Source organism: Xylophilus ampelinus (assembly GCF_003217575.1).
Taxonomy (GTDB): domain Bacteria; phylum Pseudomonadota; class Gammaproteobacteria; order Burkholderiales; family Burkholderiaceae_C; genus Xylophilus; species Xylophilus ampelinus.
The window spans coordinates 1-5,625 of record NZ_QJTC01000042.1 but is presented as its reverse complement, the minus strand read 5'-3'; the positions used below and the strand labels follow the sequence as shown (position 1 = coordinate 5,625).

Annotated in this window: 2 tRNA genes and 3 rRNA genes; all 5 read left to right on the top strand. The window is 52.1% G+C overall.

Annotated elements, in window-relative coordinates:
• Positions 1 to 261: 261 nt before the first annotated feature.
• The 5 genes from DFQ15_RS16555 to rrf all read left to right on the top strand — a co-directional run bounded on the left by DFQ15_RS16555 (position 262) and on the right by rrf (position 5,560).
• Positions 262 to 1,794, top strand: a 16S ribosomal RNA gene (locus DFQ15_RS16555).
• 101 nt (positions 1,795 to 1,895) lie between these two features.
• A tRNA-Ile gene (locus DFQ15_RS16550) sits at positions 1,896 to 1,972 on the top strand.
• A gap of 27 nt (positions 1,973 to 1,999) precedes the next feature.
• A tRNA-Ala gene (locus tag DFQ15_RS16545) sits at positions 2,000 to 2,075 on the top strand.
• 367 nt (positions 2,076 to 2,442) lie between these two features.
• Positions 2,443 to 5,318 (top strand): 23S ribosomal RNA (locus tag DFQ15_RS16540).
• A gap of 129 nt (positions 5,319 to 5,447) precedes the next feature.
• Positions 5,448 to 5,560: ribosomal RNA gene (gene rrf, locus DFQ15_RS16535) — 5S ribosomal RNA — on the top strand.
• The 16S, 23S and 5S rRNA genes sit together here with 2 tRNA genes alongside, the layout of an rRNA operon.
• Positions 5,561 to 5,625: the final 65 nt, after the last annotated feature.

Sequence of the window (5,625 nt, the reverse complement as noted above, 5' to 3'; positions counted from 1 at the left end):
AGCGAAAAGAGTTTGACGGTGTTTAAGAAGCCGTGCTAGAATTTGAGGCTCTGCTGATCGCAGCGGGGTTGGTGGGTGAGGCGAGAGTCTTGCTTGCGGTGATCGTTAAAAATATACAGCCGATAAGCGTGGGCGTTTGGAGGCGACTGCCAAGTTCTTCGGAACTAGTGCTTGCACTACAAGCGCTCATGAGAATAGAAGTGAATCACTTCAATTCCGTTTTTATGAGTGGAAAGTCGAAAGACTGTAAATTTCAAGATCGAACTGTAGAGTTTGATCCTGGCTCAGATTGAACGCTGGCGGCATGCCTTACACATGCAAGTCGAACGGTAACAGGTCTTCGGATGCTGACGAGTGGCGAACGGGTGAGTAATACATCGGAACGTGCCCGATCGTGGGGGATAACGCAGCGAAAGCTGTGCTAATACCGCATACGATCTACGGATGAAAGCGGGGGATCGCAAGACCTCGCGCGGACGGAGCGGCCGATGGCAGATTAGGTAGTTGGTGAGGTAAAGGCTCACCAAGCCGTCGATCTGTAGCTGGTCTGAGAGGACGACCAGCCACACTGGGACTGAGACACGGCCCAGACTCCTACGGGAGGCAGCAGTGGGGAATTTTGGACAATGGGCGCAAGCCTGATCCAGCCATGCCGCGTGCAGGATGAAGGCCTTCGGGTTGTAAACTGCTTTTGTACGGAACGAAAAGGCTTTTTTTAATAAAAAGAGCTCATGACGGTACCGTAAGAATAAGCACCGGCTAACTACGTGCCAGCAGCCGCGGTAATACGTAGGGTGCGAGCGTTAATCGGAATTACTGGGCGTAAAGCGTGCGCAGGCGGTGATGTAAGACAGATGTGAAATCCCTGGGCTCAACCTGGGAACTGCATTTGTGACTGCATCGCTGGAGTGCGGCAGAGGGGGATGGAATTCCGCGTGTAGCAGTGAAATGCGTAGATATGCGGAGGAACACCGATGGCGAAGGCAATCCCCTGGGCCTGCACTGACGCTCATGCACGAAAGCGTGGGGAGCAAACAGGATTAGATACCCTGGTAGTCCACGCCCTAAACGATGTCAACTGGTTGTTGGGTCTTCACTGACTCAGTAACGAAGCTAACGCGTGAAGTTGACCGCCTGGGGAGTACGGCCGCAAGGTTGAAACTCAAAGGAATTGACGGGGACCCGCACAAGCGGTGGATGATGTGGTTTAATTCGATGCAACGCGAAAAACCTTACCCACCTTTGACATGTACGGAATTTGCCAGAGATGGCTTAGTGCTCGAAAGAGAGCCGTAACACAGGTGCTGCATGGCTGTCGTCAGCTCGTGTCGTGAGATGTTGGGTTAAGTCCCGCAACGAGCGCAACCCTTGTCATTAGTTGCTACATTTAGTTGGGCACTCTAATGAGACTGCCGGTGACAAACCGGAGGAAGGTGGGGATGACGTCAAGTCCTCATGGCCCTTATAGGTGGGGCTACACACGTCATACAATGGCTGGTACAGAGGGTTGCCAACCCGCGAGGGGGAGCTAATCCCATAAAACCAGTCGTAGTCCGGATCGCAGTCTGCAACTCGACTGCGTGAAGTCGGAATCGCTAGTAATCGCGGATCAGAATGTCGCGGTGAATACGTTCCCGGGTCTTGTACACACCGCCCGTCACACCATGGGAGCGGGTTCTGCCAGAAGTAGTTAGCCTAACCGCAAGGAGGGCGATTACCACGGCAGGGTTCGTGACTGGGGTGAAGTCGTAACAAGGTAGCCGTATCGGAAGGTGCGGCTGGATCACCTCCTTTCTGGAAACTGCAGTTGAATTTGAACGCCCACACTTATCGGTTGTTGGAAGGATGTCGCCGGCGACGTTGGATCATGTGTCCGTGTAACTAGTGACCGGCTTGGGTCTGTAGCTCAGTTGGTTAGAGCACCGTCTTGATAAGGCGGGGGTCGTTGGTTCGATTCCAACCAGACCCACCATCGCCTCCAGGATCGTAGAGTTTCGTTGGGGGATTAGCTCAGCTGGGAGAGCACCTGCTTTGCAAGCAGGGGGTCGTCGGTTCGATCCCGTCATCCTCCACCAATGATTGTCAGGTGGTCGTTATGTGTTGGTTGGTAAATAGGTGGTTAGGCGAGTAGTGAGCTGGGTGAGTAGTTCAACACCAAAGTGGCTTTGCAAGAGGCTTCTTTGTTGTTGATCGATATTGTTCGATCAATCGGCTGTTCTTTAAAAATTCATAGAGTCGAATCAGCGTTGCTGGTGGAAAGAGGGTCATACCTCACCGTGCCACCGGCAATGTGAATTTTTGATTGCGTCAAAACGAATATTCAGACTAGGTCTGGAATTCAAGTATCGAAGCGAGAGCTTCATACGGCATAACGCGTCAGGTGAAAGACCTGGCAATTCCTTGATAGGCTGAGATATCTCGTGAGAGAAGTCAAAGTTATAGGGTCAAGTGAATAAGAGCATGTGGTGGATGCCTTGGCGATGATAGGCGACGAAGGACGTGATAGCCTGCGATAAGCTTCGGGGAGCTGGCAAATTAGCTTTGATCCGGAGATTTCCGAATGGGGGAACCCACCCTTAGGGGTATCGCATGATGAATACATAGTCATGCGAGGCGAACCGGGTGAACTGAAACATCTCAGTAGCTCGAGGAAAAGACATCAACCGAGATTCCGAAAGTAGTGGCGAGCGAAATCGGAAGAGCCTGTTAGTGATAGCACGACTCTTAGCAAAACAGTTTGGAAAGACTGGCCATAGCGGGTGATAGCCCTGTATGCGAAAAGAGACGTGTGGTACTAAGTTAACGACAAGTAGGGCGGGACACGTGTAATCCTGTCTGAATATAGGGGGACCATCCTCTAAGGCTAAATACTCATCATCGACCGATAGTGAACTAGTACCGTGAGGGAAAGGCGAAAAGAACCCCGGGAGGGGAGTGAAATAGATCCTGAAACCGCATGCTTACAAAAAGTAGGAGCCCGCGAGGGTGACTGCGTACCTTTTGTATAATGGGTCAGCGACTTACATTCAGTGGCAAGGTTAACCGAATAGGGAAGCCGTAGAGAAATCGAGTCCGAATAGGGCGTCTAGTCGCTGGGTGTAGACCCGAAACCAAGTGATCTATCCATGGCCAGGATGAAGGTGCCGTAACAGGTACTGGAGGTCCGAACCGACTAGTGTTGCAAAACTAGCGGATGAGCTGTGGATAGGGGTGAAAGGCTAAACAAACTTGGAAATAGCTGGTTCTCTCCGAAAACTATTTAGGTAGTGCCTCGCGTATTACCTTCGGGGGTAGAGCACTGTTTTGGCTAGGGGGTCATGGCGACTTACCAACCCAAGGCAAACTCCGAATACCGAAGAGTACAGCGCGGGAGACAGAGCACCGGGTGCTAACGTCCGGACTCAAGAGGGAAACAACCCAGACCGCCAGCTAAGGTCCCTAAAATTGGCTAAGTGGGAAACGAAGTGGGAAGGCTAAAACAGTCAGGATGTTGGCTTAGAAGCAGCCATCATTTAAAGAAAGCGTAATAGCTCACTGATCGAGTCGTCCTGCGCGGAAGATGTAACGGGGCTAAGCCAGTTACCGAAGCTGCGGATGTGCAATTTATTGCACGTGGTAGGAGAGCGTTCTGTAAGCCTGTGAAGGTGCGTTGTAAAGCGTGCTGGAGGTATCAGAAGTGCGAATGCTGACATGAGTAGCGTTAAAGCGGGTGAAAAGCCCGCTCGCCGTAAGCGCAAGGTTTTCTACGCAACGTTCATCGGCGTAGAGTGAGTCGGCCCCTAAGGCGAGGCAGAGATGCGTAGCTGATGGGAAACAGGTCAATATTCCTGTACCGATGTGTAGTGCGATGTGGGGACGGAGAAGGTTAGCTCAGCCAACTGTCGGATATGTTGGTTCAAGCCTGTAGTCGTGCCTGGTAGGCAAATCCGCCGGGCTTAGATGAGGGGTGATAACGAGTCTGCTTGCAGATGAAGTGAGTGATACCCTGCTTCCAGGAAAAGCCACTAAGCTTCAGCTACACACGACCGTACCGCAAACCGACACTGGTGCGCGAGATGAGTATTCTAAGGCGCTTGAGAGAACTCAGGAGAAGGAACTCGGCAAATTGATACCGTAACTTCGGGAGAAGGTATGCCCTCTGTAGGTGAAGCTGTACAAGCGGAGCCGAAAAGGGTTGCAAAAAATCGGTGGCTGCGACTGTTTATTAAAAACACAGCACTCTGCAAACACGAAAGTGGACGTATAGGGTGTGACGCCTGCCCGGTGCTGGAAGATTAAATGATGGGGTGCAAGCTCTTGATTGAAGTCCCAGTAAACGGCGGCCGTAACTATAACGGTCCTAAGGTAGCGAAATTCCTTGTCGGGTAAGTTCCGACCTGCACGAATGGCGTAACGATGGCCACACTGTCTCCTCCTGAGACTCAGCGAAGTTGAAATGTTTGTGATGATGCAATCTCCCCGCGGAAAGACGGAAAGACCCCATGAACCTTTACTGTAGCTTTGTATTGGACTTTGAACGGATCTGTGTAGGATAGGTGGGAGGCTTTGAAGCAGGGTCGCTAGATCTTGTGGAGCCAACGTTGAAATACCACCCTGGTGCGTTTGAGGTTCTAACCTGGGTCCATTATCTGGATCGGGGACAGTGCATGGTAGGCAGTTTGACTGGGGCGGTCTCCTCCCAAAGCGTAACGGAGGAGTTCGAAGGTACGCTAGTTACGGTCGGACATCGTGACGATAGTGCAATGGCATAAGCGTGCTTAACTGCGAGACTGACAAGTCGAGCAGATGCGAAAGCAGGACATAGTGATCCGGTGGTTCTGTATGGAAGGGCCATCGCTCAACGGATAAAAGGTACTCTGGGGATAACAGGCTGATACCGCCCAAGAGTTCATATCGACGGCGGTGTTTGGCACCTCGATGTCGGCTCATCTCATCCTGGGGCTGTAGCCGGTCCCAAGGGTATGGCTGTTCGCCATTTAAAGAGGTACGTGAGCTGGGTTTAAAACGTCGTGAGACAGTTTGGTCCCTATCTTCCGTGGGCGCTGCAGATTTGAGAAAGCCTGCTCCTAGTACGAGAGGACCGGAGTGGACACACCTCTGGTGTATCGGTTGTCACGCCAGTGGCATTGCCGAGTAGCTAAGTGTGGAAGAGATAACCGCTGAAAGCATCTAAGCGGGAAACTCGTTTCAAGATGAGATCTGCCGGGGCCTCGAGCCCCCTGAAGAGTCGTTCTAGACCAGGACGTTGATAGGTCAGGTGTGGAAGCGCAGTAATGCGTTAAGCTAACTGATACTAATTGCTCGTGCGGCTTGACCCTATAACTTTGATCGACATCGTCGAATCAGGGTGTTATGCCAAGTTGACGCATTCAAAACAACCCACAAGCTGATTCCACACTCTATGAATTCGCCGCGCTGTCCCCAAAACAGCGCAGCACCAAGTTATGCCTGATGACCATAGCGAGGTGGTACCACTCCTTCCCATCCCGAACAGGACAGTGAAACGCCTCCGCGCCGATGATAGTGCGGGTTCCCGTGTGAAAGTAGGTCATCGTCAGGCTCCTACAGCCCGTAATGCCCCCGACTCCCAGAAGGAGCGGGGGCATTGCCTTTTGCGGGGAGCCA